Annotated in this window: 17 protein-coding genes; 6 read left to right on the forward strand and 11 right to left on the reverse strand. The window is 28.0% G+C overall.

Going from position 1 to position 15,511, the window contains the following annotated elements:
- Positions 1-24: 24 nt before the first annotated feature.
- The 11 genes from wlaRG to waaC are packed head-to-tail and all read right to left on the reverse strand — an operon-like array spanning position 25 to position 8,834.
- On the reverse strand, positions 25-1,110 hold the full coding sequence (gene wlaRG, locus AJ886_RS09050) for a class E lipooligosaccharide biosynthesis aminotransferase WlaRG (RefSeq protein WP_070287588.1): 1,086 nt from the start codon (positions 1,108-1,110) through the stop codon (positions 25-27).
- Positions 1,107-2,183, reverse strand: coding sequence for a glycosyltransferase family 2 protein (locus AJ886_RS09055; protein WP_070287589.1), 1,077 nt, complete (start codon positions 2,181-2,183; stop codon positions 1,107-1,109). Before AJ886_RS09055 ends, wlaRG begins: the two co-directional genes overlap by 4 nt.
- Positions 2,184-2,201: 18 nt before the next feature.
- Positions 2,202-3,020, reverse strand: a complete 819-nt coding sequence (wlaRD, locus tag AJ886_RS09060) for a class E lipooligosaccharide biosynthesis sugar-formyltransferase WlaRD (RefSeq protein WP_002866154.1) — start codon at positions 3,018-3,020, stop codon at positions 2,202-2,204.
- 29 nt (positions 3,021-3,049) lie between these two features.
- Positions 3,050-3,484 (reverse strand): N-acetyltransferase, encoded by a 435-nt coding sequence (locus AJ886_RS09065; RefSeq protein WP_032603537.1) that lies wholly within the window; start codon positions 3,482-3,484, stop codon positions 3,050-3,052.
- Positions 3,474-3,878, reverse strand: a complete 405-nt coding sequence (wlaRB, locus tag AJ886_RS09070) for a class E lipooligosaccharide biosynthesis 3,4-ketoisomerase WlaRB (RefSeq protein ID WP_070287590.1) — start codon at positions 3,876-3,878, stop codon at positions 3,474-3,476. The genes AJ886_RS09065 and wlaRB overlap by 11 nt, the downstream gene beginning before the upstream one ends.
- A gap of 7 nt (positions 3,879-3,885) precedes the next feature.
- Positions 3,886-4,317 (reverse strand): class E lipooligosaccharide biosynthesis 3,4-ketoisomerase WlaRA, encoded by a 432-nt coding sequence (gene wlaRA / locus AJ886_RS09075; RefSeq protein WP_070287591.1) that lies wholly within the window; start codon positions 4,315-4,317, stop codon positions 3,886-3,888.
- A 2-nt stretch (positions 4,318-4,319) separates the two neighbouring features.
- Positions 4,320-5,351, reverse strand: coding sequence for a dTDP-glucose 4,6-dehydratase (gene rfbB / locus AJ886_RS09080; protein ID WP_070274343.1), 1,032 nt, complete (start codon positions 5,349-5,351; stop codon positions 4,320-4,322).
- Complete coding sequence (rfbA, locus tag AJ886_RS09085; RefSeq protein WP_070274432.1) at positions 5,351-6,229, reverse strand: glucose-1-phosphate thymidylyltransferase RfbA; 879 nt, start codon at positions 6,227-6,229, stop codon at positions 5,351-5,353. Before rfbA ends, rfbB begins: the two co-directional genes overlap by 1 nt.
- 10 nt (positions 6,230-6,239) lie before the next feature.
- Positions 6,240-6,941 (reverse strand): glycosyltransferase family 2 protein, encoded by a 702-nt coding sequence (locus tag AJ886_RS09090; RefSeq protein ID WP_070261248.1) that lies wholly within the window; start codon positions 6,939-6,941, stop codon positions 6,240-6,242.
- Positions 6,938-7,816, reverse strand: a complete 879-nt coding sequence (locus AJ886_RS09095) for a lipid A biosynthesis lauroyl acyltransferase (RefSeq protein WP_070287592.1) — start codon at positions 7,814-7,816, stop codon at positions 6,938-6,940. The genes AJ886_RS09090 and AJ886_RS09095 overlap by 4 nt, the downstream gene beginning before the upstream one ends.
- Positions 7,806-8,834 carry a lipopolysaccharide heptosyltransferase I gene (gene waaC / locus AJ886_RS09100; RefSeq protein WP_070287593.1) on the reverse strand — a complete coding sequence of 343 codons (1,029 nt, stop codon included), beginning with the start codon at positions 8,832-8,834 and terminating at the stop codon, positions 7,806-7,808. Before waaC ends, AJ886_RS09095 begins: the two co-directional genes overlap by 11 nt.
- 65 nt (positions 8,835-8,899) lie before the next feature.
- Here waaC and AJ886_RS09105 point away from each other — a divergent pair, with 65 nt between their 5' ends.
- From AJ886_RS09105 to pglJ, 6 genes are read left to right on the forward strand one after another with little or no spacing between them, the layout of a single operon-like run.
- Complete coding sequence (locus AJ886_RS09105; protein ID WP_070276511.1) at positions 8,900-9,694, forward strand: 3'-5' exonuclease; 795 nt, start codon at positions 8,900-8,902, stop codon at positions 9,692-9,694.
- 58 nt (positions 9,695-9,752) lie between these two features.
- Positions 9,753-10,739: a UDP-glucose 4-epimerase GalE gene (gene galE / locus AJ886_RS09110; RefSeq protein ID WP_002874249.1), complete on the forward strand. Its 987-nt coding sequence runs from the start codon at positions 9,753-9,755 to the stop codon at positions 10,737-10,739.
- Entirely contained in the window at positions 10,733-12,427 is a 1,695-nt protein-coding gene (gene pglK, locus AJ886_RS09115; RefSeq protein ID WP_070210270.1) for an ABC-type lipopolysaccharide transporter PglK, read from the forward strand. Before galE ends, pglK begins: the two co-directional genes overlap by 7 nt.
- Entirely contained in the window at positions 12,424-13,503 is a 1,080-nt protein-coding gene (pglH, locus tag AJ886_RS09120) for a GalNAc-alpha-(1->4)-GalNAc-alpha-(1->3)-diNAcBac-PP-undecaprenol alpha-1,4-N-acetyl-D-galactosaminyltransferase (protein ID WP_079860516.1), read from the forward strand. The genes pglK and pglH overlap by 4 nt, the downstream gene beginning before the upstream one ends.
- Positions 13,496-14,425 carry a GalNAc(5)-diNAcBac-PP-undecaprenol beta-1,3-glucosyltransferase gene (gene pglI / locus AJ886_RS09125; RefSeq protein WP_070276518.1) on the forward strand — a complete coding sequence of 310 codons (930 nt, stop codon included), beginning with the start codon at positions 13,496-13,498 and terminating at the stop codon, positions 14,423-14,425. Before pglH ends, pglI begins: the two co-directional genes overlap by 8 nt.
- Complete coding sequence (gene pglJ / locus AJ886_RS09130; RefSeq protein ID WP_002861842.1) at positions 14,413-15,510, forward strand: N-acetylgalactosamine-N,N'-diacetylbacillosaminyl-diphospho-undecaprenol 4-alpha-N-acetylgalactosaminyltransferase; 1,098 nt, start codon at positions 14,413-14,415, stop codon at positions 15,508-15,510. The genes pglI and pglJ overlap by 13 nt, the downstream gene beginning before the upstream one ends.
- Position 15,511: the final 1 nt, after the last annotated feature.

Here is a 15,511-nt window from a genome sequence, read left to right on the forward strand (position 1 = left end):
GAATAAAATAGAGAGAGCGATCTATCAGACTTTCCATTTGTTTAATATATCAGCCACTTTTTTAAAATCATTTTCTTTCATGGTTGGCGATATAGGTAATGACAAAACTTCTTGATGGATGTTTTCTGTTATGGGTAGTTGTAAATGATTTAAATCTTTATAGCATTTTTGCTTATGAGGAGGGATAGGATAGTGTATAATAGTTTGAATATCATGATTATTTAGATAGTGTTGTAATTTATCTCTAAGTTTTGTTTTGACTACAAATAGATGCCAAACATGATCAAATTTATTACTAGGTAATATAATATTTTCATTTTTTATATTTTGTAGATAAAAATTTGCTATATTTTTTCTTTTATTATTGTCTTCATCTAAATATTTTAATTTTATATCCAAAAAAGCAGCTTGTATCTCATCTAATCTAGAATTTAATCCTGTATATAAATTTTCATATTTTTTATGAGAGCCATAGTTTGCTAAAGCTCTAATTTTAGATGCAAAATTATCATCATTGGTGCAAATACACCCAGCATCCCCTAAAGCACCTAAATTTTTACCAGGGTAAAAAGAAAAACCGGCGGCATCTCCCAAATTTCCAACTCGTTTATCTTTATAAATAGCGCCATGTGCTTGAGCACAATCTTCTATAATTTTTAAATTGTATTTATTAGCTAACAACTGAATTTTTTCCATATCACAAACTTGACCATAAAGATGAACAACCATGATAGCTTTAGTTTTTTTTGTGATCTTTTCTTCTATTAAATCAGGATTTATGTTGTAAGTATTGATATCAGGCTCTATCAGTATAGGTTTGCATTTATTATCAGTTATAGCTAAAATTGATGCTATGTATGTATTTGCGGGAACTATGATTTCGTCATTTTCTTTAAAGTCATAAGCTTTTATGATCAATCTTAAAGCATCAAGCCCATTTGCAACGCCTATGCAATGTTTAACCCCACAATATTTTGCAAAATTATTTTCAAATTTTTCACATTGCTTTCCAAGTATATACCAACCACTTTCTAGAATTTCTTTAAATTTTGTTATAAATTCAGTATTAAATCTATCATTTATTTGTTTTAAGTCTAAAAATTTTATCATTTGATTTCCATTATTATAAAATTAAAAATTAAAATAAATACAATTATACCTAATAATAAAGCTGTATAATTAAACATTTTTTTATATTTTCTATATTTTTTTATAAAAATATCCCCTGTATCGCATTTTTTTGCTAATTGCAGATAGTCTTTAAATGTAAAATTATATTTTTCATATAAAATTTTAGCATTAGCATCATTTTTATAAAATTCCATTATTTTATGATAACCCCAATATTTTTTATATATGTTTTCAGATTCTAAAGCCATTATTCCTAAAAAAAAGGGTAATGTCTCTTGATAAGGTTTTATGTTTGTTTTATTTATTTCTTTATGAAAAATTTGTTCTAATAAAAATATATTATCAAATTTTAAGTAAGTATCTAAGAGCATTTCTGTTTCTAGGTTTTCTCGAGTTGTTGTGATGCTATTATGAGCACTTATATTTGTTTTGTCCCTAGTTCTTCTGTATCTTATAAGTTGTGTTTCAAGTATTTTAATTTCGCCAATATTTAATATATCAATATGCATCTTCATATCTTGATAGTTGCACATTGAATTTGGTAAAGGATATAATTTTTCAAAAACATCTCTTTTTAAAGATAATCCAACTGATGTTAAGCAGTTGTATCGCATAAATAAATAATATAATAATTCAACCTTATTTCTTTGTTTTAATGGATATAAGTTCCCTAAAATTTCATTATTTTCATCTATACAAATCAAATTTGGATATACAGCTATAATATCATTATCTTTAAATGTTTTATAGATAATTTCTAAAGCATTTTTTTCTAATATATCATCACTTGCACAAAATACTATGTATTCTCCATTTGAGTTTTCAAAAGCTGTATTTAATGTGGCATTTATACCTTTGTTAAATTCATGTTTTATAAGTTTTATTCTTGGATCTTTAAATTTTTGAATTTCTTTTGTGCTATTATCATTTGAACAATCATCTACTATAATGAGCTCAAAATCACTAAAACTTTGCTCTAAAACACTTTGTAAAAAATAACTCACATATTTTTCATGATTAAAACATGGGGTTAGAATAGAAATTTTTGCCATTACTTTATCCTTGTAATATTATAACTTATTTAATTTTTGAGCGATAATTTTAAATCCATCAATACCTGAAATTATAAAATAGTTTTCAAATTCTTCAAAGACATTATATCCTATAAATTCGTTTGCTAAAATAGATTTAATAATTTTACTATTATTGATAATGGGAAGTTGATATTCTTGAAAAATAAATGCTCGAATTTGATTATGTATTTCAAAGCTTGTTTTTTTAAAATTAATTTTATGGACAAGATTTATATCTTTTCGTGAAAAATAACTTGAATTGATGTTGGTTTGTTTAAGATCTTTATATGAATTATTTATAATTGTTTGTATATTTTTCTTAAAGATAGATTCTCCATATTTTAAATAATTAAAATAGAGATCTCTGGCTGTATCATTAATATCGATTGGAAAACAGTGTTGATCAATAATATTTCCAGTATCTATGCCGTTATCTATACGATGCAAAGTAACTCCAGATTCCAATTCATTATTTAAAATTGGTGTAATTGAGGTAAAAACTCCTTTATACTTAGGTAAAGCGGAAAAGTGTATATTGAACAACCTGTCTGATTTAAAATTTTCTATTTTAATAATTTGATCAAATTCTAAAGAAAAAAATATTATTTGTTCAATATTATATATTTCATCTAAAGTTACAATTTTTATATTATTATCTAAGGCAAATTTTAATAGTGATTTTTGCCAAGAGTCTATGCCCTTGTCATTTTTATTGGGTATAACAACAATTTGATCTGCTTCAAAGTAATTTTTCAAAATAAACTGTAATGAATTAACGGCAATATTGTTTTTTCCAGCTATACATATTTTAATCATGATAATATAACTTTGTTTTGCATAAAGAGTTAGATAATTTTGCAATAATAAGTTGTATTGGCTGCAATATCTTTTGTAACGATAGCCCCCCCCCCTACAACTGCATTTTCTCCTATAACCACACCTGGTAAAATAGTAGCATTTGCACCAATACTCGCGCCTTTTTTAATTATAGTTTTTAAAAATTCTTTTGGATATTGTTTTGATTTTGGATATTTATCATTACAAAATGTTACATTTGGCCCTATAAAAACATTATCTTCTATTGTTATACCATCCCATATTTGAACCCCGCACTTAATCGTAACATTATCTCCAATCACAACATCATTTTCTATAAAGCAATGAGAACATATATTGCAATTATCTCCTATTTTAGCATTAGGTAAAACTACGCAAAATTGCCATATATTTGTATTTTTACCTATATTACTACTTTGTACATCTGACATTTTATGTATCATTAATATTCCTTAAAAACTCATCATAATTTCTTATATACTCTTTTTCATCATAAAAATCACTTGCCAAAACTAGCAATTTTGCTCCATAAGAAAAATTTTTCATTTCTCTCCACATATTTTTACCTATATAAAGACCCATATCAGGACGTTTTAAACAAATTTTTTCACAATTTTTTCCATCATTTAGTATTATATCACAAGAACCACTCATCATTATAAGCACTTGCTCTAAATTTTTATGTGCATGTGCTCCTCTTGGAAAATTTGGATCTGTATCAAATATATAATACACCCTTTTTATCTCAAATGGAATTTCTTTATTGCTTTCTAAAGCTACTAATTTACCTCTATCATCTTTTATGGCATCTAACTTTAAAATTTTATAACTTTTCATGCCGCTTTTAAGGCATGGTTTTTATAGCATACCCCCCCCCCATATTATTTTTTAATTCACAAAAATACTTATAATCATAAATATACTCTTTTTCATCATAATAAGTATTTGTTAATACCAATAAAATACAATCTTTAGAAAAATTATACATTTGTTTCCATATCATTTTATCTATATATAAGCCTTTGGTTTTGTTGTTTAATATTATTTTTTGTTTTGTTTTTCCATCGTCTATTAAAATTTCGCAACTTCCATTTAAAGCTATAAAAATAAATTCTGAATTTAAATTAGCATGATCACCTCTTATTGAATCATCTAAAAAATCATATATATAAAAAATTCTTTTAATTTCAAATGGACAATTTACATCTTTTTGATGGACATTTAATATTGAATTTTTACTATTTATGGCTTTGAATTTTAATATTGTATAGTTCAAATTTAACCCCTGTATTTTTTAATGTACCATTGTATAGTTTTATCTAAACCGCTATTAAAATTTTCTTGTGCTTTCCAATCTATAACCCTTTGTAATTTTGTCGAATCTATGGCATATCTTCTATCATGACCGACTCTATCCTTTACAAAAATAATTTGTTCTTTATAAGAAGTCTTTTTTGGCAATACATTATCTAAATAAGAACAAATTTTATTAGCTATGTCTATATTTTGCCATTCTTCATTTGTTCCTATATTAAAGGAATCAAAAAAAATATCATTTTTGTTTATTTTTTCAAAAGTATATTTATAAATATTTTCTATAGCTATGCAATGATCTTTTACATATAGCCAATCTCTTATATTTTTACCATCTCCATATATAGGAATCGGAGTCCCATTTAAAGCATTTCTTATTATAGTGGGTATAAGTTTTTCATCGTGCTGAAAAGGTCCATAGTTATTAGAACAATTAGAGATAACAGCATTTAATCCATAAGTATAATGATAACTTCTAACAAGCATATCAGCACTTGCTTTTGAAGCTGAATAAGGGGAATTTGGAGCATAAGCGTTATCTTCTGTAAATTTTCCATTTTCTCCTAAAGATCCATAAACTTCATCTGTACTTATTTGATAAAAGAAACTTTGTTTAAATTCGTCTTTTTTAAGAAAAGGTTCGAGAAACCAAGTTTTATAAGCTGAGTTTAATAAATTCCAAGTTCCGTATATATTTGTTTTTATAAAAATATCTGGATTTTTTATGGAATTATCTACATGTGATTCTGCTGCAAAATTTATAACCGCATTTATTTTATATTTTCTGAAAATTTCATTAATCAAAAAAACATCACTAATATCTCCTTGAATAAATATATAATTAGGATTATTTTTTAATTCATTTAAATTTGATATATCGCTAGCATATGTTAAAAAATCTAAATTTATAATTTTAGCATCTGGATTTTTCTCAAAAAAATATAATAAAAAATTACTACCTATAAAACCAGCTCCGCCAGTAACTAAAATATACATTATTTTCCTTGACTAAGTATTTTATATAAATATTGACCATAATTACTTTTTGAAAGTAACAATGCTCTTTTTTCTAGGACTTCATTATCTATCCAGTTGTTATTGTAGGCTATTTCTTCCAAGCAGGCAATCTTATAACCCTGCCTTAATTCTATGGTTTGCACAAACGAACTAGCTTCTATAAGACTATCGTGAGTTCCTGTGTCAATCCAAGCAAAACCTCTTCCTAAATGTTGTGATTTTAGCTTATTTAACCTTAAATATTCTATATTTACATCTGTTATTTCAAGTTCTCCTCTTGCACTTGGTCTTACATTTTTTGCAATATCTATAGCATCATTATTATAAAAATATAAACCAGTTGCCACATGGTTGCTTTTTGGATTTTTGGGTTTTTCTTCCAGGCTTAAAACATTTCCATTTTGATCTATTTCTACCACTCCAAATCTTTCTGGATCTTTTACATGATAAGAAAAAATACTAGCAAATCCTTTTTTTAAGTCATCTTTTGCATTTTCCAAAATATCACTAAAGCCTTGTCCGTAAAAAATATTATCTCCTAAAATTAATGCAATATCATCATCTTGAATAAAATCTTGCGCCAAAATAAGTCCTTGTGCTAAACCTTCTGGACGCTCTTGAATTTTATACTGAATTTGCATTCCAAGAAAAGAACCATCTTTGAATAGCTCTTTAAATCTATCAATATCTTTTGGAGTAGAAATAATCAAAACTTCTTTAATTTTTGCAAGCATTAAAACAGACATAGGATAATAAATCATTGGTTTATCGTATATAGGTAAAAGTTGCTTGCATAAAGTTAATGTGCTAGGATAAAGTCTAGTTCCACTACCTCCAGCTAAAATAATGCCTTTCATTGTTGCACTCCTATTTAATATATTTCCAAAAAGTATATTGTGCATAAAGCTTTGCTATGATAAAACCTCTTTTGCCTTCTAAAAAACCTAATTTTACAAAATAAAGTTTAAAAAAAGTCCAATAAGGATTTATTAAAGCTTTAAGAAGGTTATTTTTTTTAGGATTTAGACTTGAGTATTTGTTTTGCTTATCTATAAATTGCTCGATGTTTTCATAAGCATAATGTAAAAAATGATGTTTTAATTTCCCTATTTTTTCTTGACAGATTATGCTTTCGTGAACTTCTCTTTCATTAAATTTGGCATATTTTTTATGAAATAATCTTATGTTATAATCAGGATATAGCCCCATTTTTGTTATTGCTTCTCCAAAGAAAAAATTTAATCTTGCTACTTTGTATGCTTTAAATGGTGGATTTTTAATTATTTGTAATACTTCCTCTTTTAATTCTTCAGTAAAAACTTCATCACTATCTAAAACAAATATCCAATCATTAGTTGCTTTTTCAACTCCAAATTGTTTTTGCTTTCCAAAACCAAGCCAATCTTGATGAAAAATTTTGACGTTTTTAAAAGCTTTTGCTATTATTAGACTATCATCTGTGCTTCCGCTATCTATTAAAATAATTTCATTGGCAAAATTAACACTTTGTAATACTTCTTGAAGATATTTTTGGCTATTAAAAGTTAGTATTACTATTGAAATATTCATGAGTATATTCCTTGATTATAACTTGCAAAGCGTCTATGGAAAAAAAAGTATTCCCAAGGTCTTTTTTTAATCATTTCTTCGCAACTTTGTGCTTGATAAAGTGTCAGTTCTTCTAAACTTGCATTTTGAGAATCTTTTGCTTTAAAAAACTCTATGCAAAATTTACCGTCTTCTTTATAGGCATAAACAGGGATGATCAAAGCATTAGTTTTTTGAGCGATAAAACTTGCTCCCATTTGATAGTTTACTTCTTTGCCAAAAAATTTTAGCTTCACGCTTTCTTTATCAGTGCAGTCTTGATCGGTTAAAATTCCTAAAGTTCGCTCTTTTTTTAGAGCACTTAGCATTTGTCTTATACCGCCTTTTTTGTCAATAAGTTCTATGTTAAATTGAGTGCGACTTTGGCTTAAAATTTCATACATAATTTCACTTTTTAACTTTTTTCCCACTATGGAAATCGCACCATATTTAGCTGCATAAGCAAGGCTTAAAATTTCCCAGTTTCCATAGTGTGCAGTTGTGAAGATAATAGGACGCTTTAAAACTAGAGCATCTGTAAGAAAATTTTCATTGATAAAATTTACTTTATCGAGAATTTTTTCTTTGGTGGTGTTTTGATTTTGTAAACAATCAATTCCAAATTGAGCAAAATTTTCATAAATTTTCAAAGACAATTTATCGCGTTCTTTTTGAGCGTATTGAGGAAAACAGATTTGCAAATTTGTATCAATGATTTTGCGATGTTTTTTGTTAAGATGAAAAGTGATTCTTGCTGCAATCAAAGCTAAAAAATGCAAGATACAATCAGGCATAAAAGTAACAAAAAATTTCAAAATATAATAAAGACTAAGATATATTCTATCACTATTTTTCATTAAGTAAGCCTTTGGCAAGTTTGAAGATATCTTCTTCTTCTATACGCGTGATACAAAAATCACTTTTATCGATATGCTTGGAATTTTGGATTTTTTTACCTGCATCAATGATTTTATTGATATGAGTTTGAAAAGCATTGCGGTAGCTTGGTGTTGCACCAAAAATCGTAATAGATGCTTTGTTTAAAGCAAAAGCCAAATGTGTTGGGCCACTATCATTTCCTATGATTAAATTCATCATTTTTGTAAAAGCCATTAGTTCTTCAAGACTGAATTTTGGCGCTAATTCTATATGTGTTTCATCAATACCACTAAGATTTAAAACCTCTTTGGCAAATTCGTATTCTTTTACATTTCCCCAAGCGAGCCAAATTTTTGCTTGTTGAAATTTATTGATTAAAAGTTTGCAAAGTATAGCAAGTTTGGTTTTAGGATAGATTTTATTTTCTACACTTGAACCTACATGTATGAGTATGTTTTTTTCGTTTTTGTCGAGCTTGAGTTTATTGTTTAAGAGTTGTTTTAAATTTTCATCTACGCTAAAAATATCTTGTTTAAAGGCTAAATTTTTGACATTAAAATCAGTATTTAACATAAAGGAGGTAAGACTTAAGTATCTTACAAATACATTTTCATTGTAATCTAACTCAAGTTTTTGGTTATAGAAATTATGAGCAAAACTTTCTTTAAGGCTATTTTTATCAAAACCAAAATTATTTCTACTTAAAATTCGACTTACAATAGCAGATTTTATAAGCCCTTGTAGATCTATTACTGCATTATAGTTGTTTTTTCTTGCTTTAAGAAGAATTTTTAGGCTTTTTAAAATTTTTTTGTCTTTTAAGGGTAGGGCATAGAGTTTGTCTATGAAAGGATGGTTTTTAAGTATGCCTTCAAATTTTTCATCTACAAACCAATGAATTTCTATATCTTTTTTAAAATTTTTGATAAATTGCAAAACCACGGCACTTTGGATAATATCGCCAAGTGCTGACAAACGAACAATTGCTATTTTCATTAAAAGCCTAATATTTTAAAATTTTTGCTATGATTTTAGCGAAATTATTTAAAAAAAGGTTAAAAATGGCAAAAAATGAAGGTTATATTTGTGTTTTTGATTGTGAGAGTGTGCCAGATGTTGAGCTTATCCGCAAAACTTTAGGTTTTGAAGGAAGTGATTTAGAGGTAAGTTTGAAAGCACTTCAGTGGCAAAAAGAACAAAGTGGGAGTGAGTTTTTGCCTTTGCCTTACCATAAAATCATCAGTATTTGTGCGGTTTTAAGCGATAATTTTGGAAAATTTATCAAAGTAAATAAAATTGATGGGCAAAATGAAAAAGAAATGATTGAGATTTTTTTTAATTTTATAGAAAATTATGAGCCAAAATTAGTCAGCTTTAATGGTAAAAATTTCGATATGCCTGTTCTTGTTTTAAGGGCTTTAAAATACAATTTAAAAGCAGCAACTTATTTAGATACTCAAAGCGATAAATGGAATAATTATAAAACAAGATTTTCAGAATTAAAACATTGTGATTTATTAGAATCCTTAGGATCTAATGGGCGTGGAATAAAGCTTGATACACTTTGCTCTATGGTGGGTTTGCCAGGAAAATATGATGTGCATGGCGATGAGGTGATGAAACTTTTTTATGAAAATGAACTTGAAAAAATTCACGAATATTGTGAAAGTGATGTTTTAAATACCTATATGCTTTTTTTAAAATATGAACTTATTAAAGCTAATGTTAGTGAAGAAGATTATGTTGATTTTCTTTCTTATATGAGAGATTTTTTGCGTGAAAAAAAATCAGATCGTTCTTATACAGAAGTTTTTGCAAAAGCTTGTGAGAGTGAAATTTCAAAAGTTCGATCTTAAGTATTTAAGAAAATATATTAAAATTTATTTTTGACATTTTTAGAAAAAAGGAATGATGATGAAAATTCTTATTAGTGGTGGTGCAGGTTATATAGGTTCTCATACTTTAAGACAATTTTTAAAAACAGATCATGAAATTTGTGTTTTAGATAATCTTTCTAAGGGCTCTAAAATCGCAATAGAAGATTTGCAAAAAATAAGAGCTTTTAAATTTTTTGAACAAGATTTAAGTGATTTTCAAGGCGTAAAAGCATTGTTTGAGAGAGAAAAATTTGACGCTATTGTGCATTTTGCAGCGAGTATTGAAGTTTTTGAAAGTATGCAAAATCCTTTAAAATATTATATGAACAACACTGTTAATACGACAAATCTCATCGAAACTTGTTTGCAAACTGGAGTGAATAAATTTATATTTTCTTCAACGGCAGCCACTTATGGCGAACCACAAACTCCTGTTGTGAGCGAAACAAGTCCTTTAGCACCTATTAATCCTTATGGGCGTAGTAAGCTTATGAGCGAAGAAGTTTTGCGTGATGCAAGTATGGCAAATCCTGAATTTAAGCATTGTATTTTAAGATATTTTAATGTTGCAGGTGCTTGCATGGATTATACTTTAGGACAACGCTATCCAAAAGCGACTTTGCTTATAAAAGTTGCAGCTGAATGTGCCGCAGGAAAACGTGATAAACTTTTCATATTTGGCGATGATTATGATACAAAAGATGGTACTTGTATAAGAGATTTTATCCATGTAGATGATATTTCAAGCGCGCATTTAGCGGCTTTGGATTATTTACAAGAGAATGAAAGCAATGTTTTTAATGTAGGTTATGGACATGGTTTTAGTGTAAAAGAAGTGATTGAAGCGATGAAAAAAGTTAGCGGAGTGGATTTTAAAGTAGAACTTGCCCCACGCCGTGCGGGCGATCCTAGTGTGTTGATTTCTGATGCAAGTAAAATCAGAAATCTTACTTCTTGGCAGCCTAAATATGATGATTTGGAGCTTATTTGTAAATCTGCTTTTGATTGGGAAAAACAGTGTTAAAAAAACTTTTTTTTATTTTAAGCAAGGAAGATAAAAATTTTTTATTTTTCTTGCTTGTTTTTTCAGTATTTGTTTCTTTTATAGAAACTTTTGCAATTTCTTTGGTAATGCCTTTTATCACTTTGGCTAGTGATTTTTCTTATTTTGATCGTAATAAATATTTAATCAGCCTAAAAGAATATCTTAATATCCCTGTTTTTGAAATCATTGTTTATTTTGGAGTGGGGCTTATTGTTTTTTATGTGTTTAGAGCTTTGTTAAATGCGTATTATTTCCATCTTTTGGCAAGATTTTCTAAGGGGCGTTATCACGCGATTGCTTATAAGGTTTTTTCTAAATTTTTAAATATTAATTATGAAAAATTTACTCAAAAAAATCAATCTGAAATTTTAAAGTCCATTACAGGAGAAGTTTATAATCTAAGCACTATGATTTCATCATTTTTACTTTTGATGAGTGAAATTTTTGTAGTGCTTTTGCTTTATGCTTTAATGCTTTTGATTAATTATAAAATCACTTTATTTTTAAGTATTTTTATGGTGTTAAATGCCTTTATTTTAGTGAAAATTTTAAGCCCTATCATTAAAAAAGCAGGACTAAGACGCGAAGAAGCGATGAAAAATTTCTTCGAAATTTTAAATACAAATTTAAATAATTTTAAATTTATCAAGCTTAAAACCAAAGAAGATGGAGTATTAAGCCTTTTTAAAGCACAAAGTGAAGTTTTTTCTAAAGCAAATATTACCAATGAAAGCGTAGCTGCAGTGCCTAGAATTTATCTTGAAGGAATAGGTTTTTGTGTACTTGTTTTTATCGTGGTATTTTTGGTTTTGAAAAATGAAAGTGATATTTCAGGTATTTTATCCACGATTTCTATTTTTGTTTTAGCGCTTTATCGCTTAATGCCAAGCGCAAATCGTATTATTACAAGTTATCATGATTTGCTTTATTATCATTCTTCTTTGGATATTATTTATCAAAATTTAAGACAAGAAGAAGAAAATTTGGGCGAGGAAAAATTAAGCTTTAATCAAGAGCTTAAAATTTGCAATCTTAGCTTTGGTTATGAGGGAAAAAAACATTTATTTAAAAATCTTAACTTAAACATTAAAAAAGGCGAAAAAATCGCTTTTATAGGGGAGAGTGGTTGTGGAAAAAGCACCTTAGTAGATCTTATCATAGGACTTTTAAAACCCGAAGAAGGGCAAATTTTAATTGATAAGCAAGAATTAAATGCAAGCAATGCAAAAAATTATCGCCAAAAAATAGGCTATATCCCACAAAATATCTATCTTTTTAATGACAGCATAGCTAAAAACATCACTTTTACAGATGCGGTTGATGAAGAAAAACTTAACAGGGTTATCAAACAAGCAAATTTAGAGCATTTTATAAAAAATTTACCTCAAGGAGTGCAAACAAAAGTAGGTGATGGGGGGAGTAATTTAAGCGGGGGACAAAAACAACGCATAGCTATAGCAAGAGCTTTATATCTAGAGCCTGAAATTTTAGTGCTTGATGAAGCAACTTCTGCGCTTGATACTCAAAGTGAAGCAAAAATCATGGATGAAATTTATAAAATTTCTAAAGATAAAACCATGATTATTATCGCACATCGCCTTTCTACGATAACGCAATGTGATAAGGTTTATCGTTTAGAACACGGTAAGCTTAAAGAGGAGAAATGATGAAAATAAGCTTTATTATCGCAACTTTAAATTCAGGAGGCGCTGAGCGTGTTTTGGTAACTTTAGCTAATGCACTTTGTAAAGAGCATGAAGTAAATATTATTAAATTTCATGCAGGAGAATCTTTTTATAAGCTTGAAAATGAAGTTAAAGTTACAAGTTTAGAACAATTTAGATTTGATACACTTTATCATAAAATCGCAAGTCGTTTTAAGAAATTTTTTGCTTTAAGAAAGGCTTTGAAAGAAAGTAAGGCTGATGTTTTTATTTCTTTTTTGGACACGACTAATATTGCTTGTATTGCTGCGAAAATAGGGCTTAAAACTCCACTCATTATAAGTGAGCATAGTAATGAAGCGTATTTAAAACCTAAAATTTGGCGTTTTTTAAGAAGGGTAAGTTATCCTTTTTGTGATGCTTTAAGTGTGCTTGGAAGCAGTGATAAGGTGTATTATGAAAGATTTGTAAAAAGGGTTAAGCTTTTATTAAACCCTTGCCATTTTAGCGAAGAAATTCCTTTTGATTCTAGTTTTGAAAAAGAAAATGTAGTTCTTTTTATAGGGCGTTTAGATCACAACAAAAACCCTGCAATGTTTTTAAAAGCTATAGCGCATTTGGATAAAAATTTGCAAGAAAATTATAAATTTGTTATAGCAGGAGATGGAGAGTTAAGGCAAGAACTTGAATATAAGGTAAAATCTTTAGGAATAAAAGTTGATTTTTTAGGACGTGTTGAAAATGTCAAGGCTCTTTATGAAAAAGCAAAAGTGCTTTGCCTTTGTTCTTTTGTAGAGGGTTTGCCAACGGTTTTAATTGAAAGTTTGTATTTTGAGGTTTGTAGAATTTCAAGTTCTTATTATAATGGTGCTAAGGATTTAATCAAAGATAATCATGATGGGCTTTTGGTAGGTTGTGATGATGAAATAGCACTTGCTAAAAAACTCGAACTTGTTTTAAATGATGAAAATTTTAGAAAAGAACTTGTAAATAGTGCCAAACAAAGGTGTAAAGACTTTGAAATTTCTCATATCAAAGAAGAATGGCTTAAGCTTATAGCCGAGGTTAAAAATGCCTAAACTTTCTGTTATAGTACCAACTTTTAATCGTCAAGCTTTGTTGGAAAAGGCTATTAAAAGCATACAAAATCAAGATTTTAAAGAATTAGAAATTATTATAAGTGATGATAATTCTAGTGATGATACTAAAAGTGTGGTGCAAAATTTACAAAAAGATGATGATCGCATTAAGTATTTTTTAAATCAAAATTACAAACAAGGTCCAAATGGCAATAAAAACAATGGCTTAGATCAAGCAAGTGGCGAGTTTGTAACTTTTTTAGATGATGATGATGAGCTTTTATCCGGGGCTTTAAGTACCTTGATGCAAAAAGCAAATGAGGGTTATGCTCATGTTTTTGGAAATTGTTTGATAGAAAAAGAAGGAAATTTAAGCAAGGAATTTAGCGGCAAGGGCTTGGAAAAAGATAGTGAAATTTCTAAAAAAGATTTTTTAATGGCTAAATTTAGCGGAGAGTTTTTTTCTGTTTTTAAAAAATCTCTACTTGAAAACAAGCGTTTTAATGAAGAATTTTATGGCAATGAAGCCACGCTTTGGGTAAATTTATACAAGGAAAAAAGTTTTTATATCCATAAGGCTTTTAGGATTTATAGGATTTTTAGGCAAGATAGCGTGACTTTAGGGGCGAGTAAAAATGCTTATAGGGTGTATTTAGGATATTTAGAGCTTGCTAAAATTTTAGAAAATGAACTTAGAATGAGTAAGGATAAAGATTATAAAAAAACTTGTGCGAGTTATTATAAAATGGCAGCTTATTATGCAAAACTTGCAAAAAATTATAAAGCTCTTTATAAATGTTTGTTTAAAAGCCTGAGTATAAAAATCAACGCTCCTGCTTTGATATTACTCATTTTAAGTATAATTCCAAATAATATGATTGAAAAATTATCAAAAATTCGGGTGGCTTTATGCAAAAATTAGGCATTTTTATTTATTCTTTAGGAAGTGGTGGTGCTGAAAGAGTTGTGGCGACTTTATTGCCTATTTTAAGTTTGAAATTTGAAGTGCATTTGATCTTGATGAATGATAAAATTTCTTATGAAATTCCAGAGTGTCAAATTCATTTTTTAGAATGTTCAAAACCTAGTGAAAATCCTATTTTGAAATTTTTAAAACTACCTTTTTTGGCTTTAAAATACAAAAAACTTTGCAGAAATTTAGGCATTGATACAGAATTTGTTTTTTTAAATCGACCTAATTATATAGCTTTAATGGCAAGAATGTTTGGAAACAAAACTCGCCTTGTGATCAATGAATGCACTACACCAAGTGTGATGTATATGAAAAATAATTTTAATTCTTTGGCAAATAAATTTTTAATTTCTTTACTTTACCCAAGGGCTGATTTAATCTTGCCTAATTCTAAAGGAAATTTAGAAGATTTAGTGCAAAATTTTAGTATAAATCCAAAAAAATGTGAAATTTTATACAATGCCATCGATTTAGAAAACATAGAGCAAAAAGCTCTTGAAGATATAGCTTTAAAAGATAAATTTATTTTAAGTGTAGGCAGGCTTGATAAAGGTAAAAATCATGCTTTATTAATTCGTGCTTATGCGAGATTGAAAACAGATTTAAAGCTTGTGATTTTAGGTGAAGGTGTGCTTAAAGATGAGCTTTTGGCTTTGATTAAAGAGTTAAATTTAGAAGAAAAGGTTTTGCTTTTAGGATTTGATAATAATCCTTATAAATACATGGCTAAATGTGAATTTTTTGCTTTTGCTTCTGTGTTTGAAGGTTTTTCAAATGTTTTAATTGAAAGCTTAGCTTGTTCTTGTGCGGTAGTTTGCACTGATCATAAAAGTGGTGCAAGAGAGCTTTTTGGAGATGATGAATTTGGACTTTTAGTAGAAGTAGATAATGAAAACTCTATGTTTCAGGGTTTAAAGACTATGCTTGAAGATGATAAATTAAGAAAAGCGTATAAAAATAAGGCTAAAACTAGGGCTAAGGCTTTTGATAAAGTAAAAATTGCACGTGATGCTTTGAAATATTTATTAGGATAAA

The organism is Campylobacter sp. BCW_6465, from assembly GCF_001762815.1.
GTDB classification, from domain to species: Bacteria; Campylobacterota; Campylobacteria; order Campylobacterales; family Campylobacteraceae; genus Campylobacter_D; species Campylobacter_D jejuni.

Excerpts from the sequence above, each read along its gene's own strand:
- pglI (WP_070276518.1), top strand. The coding sequence starts at position 13,496 with ATGCCTAAACTTTCTGTTATAGTACCAACTTTTAATCGTCAAGCTTTG.
- AJ886_RS09095 (WP_070287592.1), bottom strand. The coding sequence starts at position 7,816 with ATGAAAAATAGTGATAGAATATATCTTAGTCTTTATTATATTTTGAAA.
- wlaRG (WP_070287588.1), bottom strand. The coding sequence starts at position 1,110 with ATGATAAAATTTTTAGACTTAAAACAAATAAATGATAGATTTAATACT.
- AJ886_RS09065 (WP_032603537.1), bottom strand. The coding sequence starts at position 3,484 with ATGATACATAAAATGTCAGATGTACAAAGTAGTAATATAGGTAAAAAT.
- waaC (WP_070287593.1), bottom strand. The coding sequence starts at position 8,834 with ATGAAAATAGCAATTGTTCGTTTGTCAGCACTTGGCGATATTATCCAA.
- rfbB (WP_070274343.1), bottom strand. The coding sequence starts at position 5,351 with ATGTATATTTTAGTTACTGGCGGAGCTGGTTTTATAGGTAGTAATTTT.
- wlaRD (WP_002866154.1), bottom strand. The coding sequence starts at position 3,020 with ATGATTAAAATATGTATAGCTGGAAAAAACAATATTGCCGTTAATTCA.
- wlaRB (WP_070287590.1), bottom strand. The coding sequence starts at position 3,878 with ATGAAAAGTTATAAAATTTTAAAGTTAGATGCCATAAAAGATGATAGA.
- AJ886_RS09090 (WP_070261248.1), bottom strand. The coding sequence starts at position 6,941 with ATGAATATTTCAATAGTAATACTAACTTTTAATAGCCAAAAATATCTT.
- pglH (WP_079860516.1), top strand. The coding sequence starts at position 12,424 with ATGATGAAAATAAGCTTTATTATCGCAACTTTAAATTCAGGAGGCGCT.
- pglJ (WP_002861842.1), top strand. The coding sequence starts at position 14,413 with ATGCAAAAATTAGGCATTTTTATTTATTCTTTAGGAAGTGGTGGTGCT.
- AJ886_RS09105 (WP_070276511.1), top strand. The coding sequence starts at position 8,900 with ATGGCAAAAAATGAAGGTTATATTTGTGTTTTTGATTGTGAGAGTGTG.
- AJ886_RS09055 (WP_070287589.1), bottom strand. The coding sequence starts at position 2,183 with ATGGCAAAAATTTCTATTCTAACCCCATGTTTTAATCATGAAAAATAT.
- rfbA (WP_070274432.1), bottom strand. The coding sequence starts at position 6,229 with ATGAAAGGCATTATTTTAGCTGGAGGTAGTGGAACTAGACTTTATCCT.
- galE (WP_002874249.1), top strand. The coding sequence starts at position 9,753 with ATGAAAATTCTTATTAGTGGTGGTGCAGGTTATATAGGTTCTCATACT.